The organism is Arcobacter sp. CECT 8989, from assembly GCF_004116715.1.
Taxonomy (GTDB): Bacteria; Campylobacterota; Campylobacteria; order Campylobacterales; family Arcobacteraceae; genus Halarcobacter.
The window spans coordinates 1-413 of the sequence record NZ_PDKE01000098.1; the positions used below are offsets into that span (position 1 = coordinate 1).

Sequence of the window (413 nt, forward strand, 5' to 3'; positions counted from 1 at the left end):
TGAATCAATGTTAGGTTTCCGCAGAACACTGCGCCGGTATCGATATACATTTGGTTGGCAAACTTGAGTGGTTTCACTGCTGGCGTATGACCAAAGATGAACGTGTCCGCGCCTTTGATTTCTTTCACGATCCCGTTTTGTGAGTTGCTGATTCGTTCGCGGTTCCAGATTACCTGCTGATGATCAACTGGCTTTCCAAACTCGTATTCGTCAAAGGGATAATCGGCGTGGCAGATAACATATTTTTTATCTTTGATCACCAGTTCGATGATTAACGGAAGTTCATCTGCTTTATGGGCAATAGCTTTAGCCAGAATTTCTTTGTCGTAATCGAGATTAAATAACCAGCTACCGCCATTAAGCATCCAGTGATTAACGTTTCCACGCGCTGACAAGCCATCAATCAGCAACTT

1 pseudogene is annotated in these 413 nt (G+C 43.6%); it reads right to left on the reverse strand.

Going from position 1 to position 413, the window contains the following annotated elements:
* Positions 1-413, reverse strand: a pseudogene (locus tag CRV02_RS14595) (serine/threonine protein phosphatase); the annotation flags it as partial.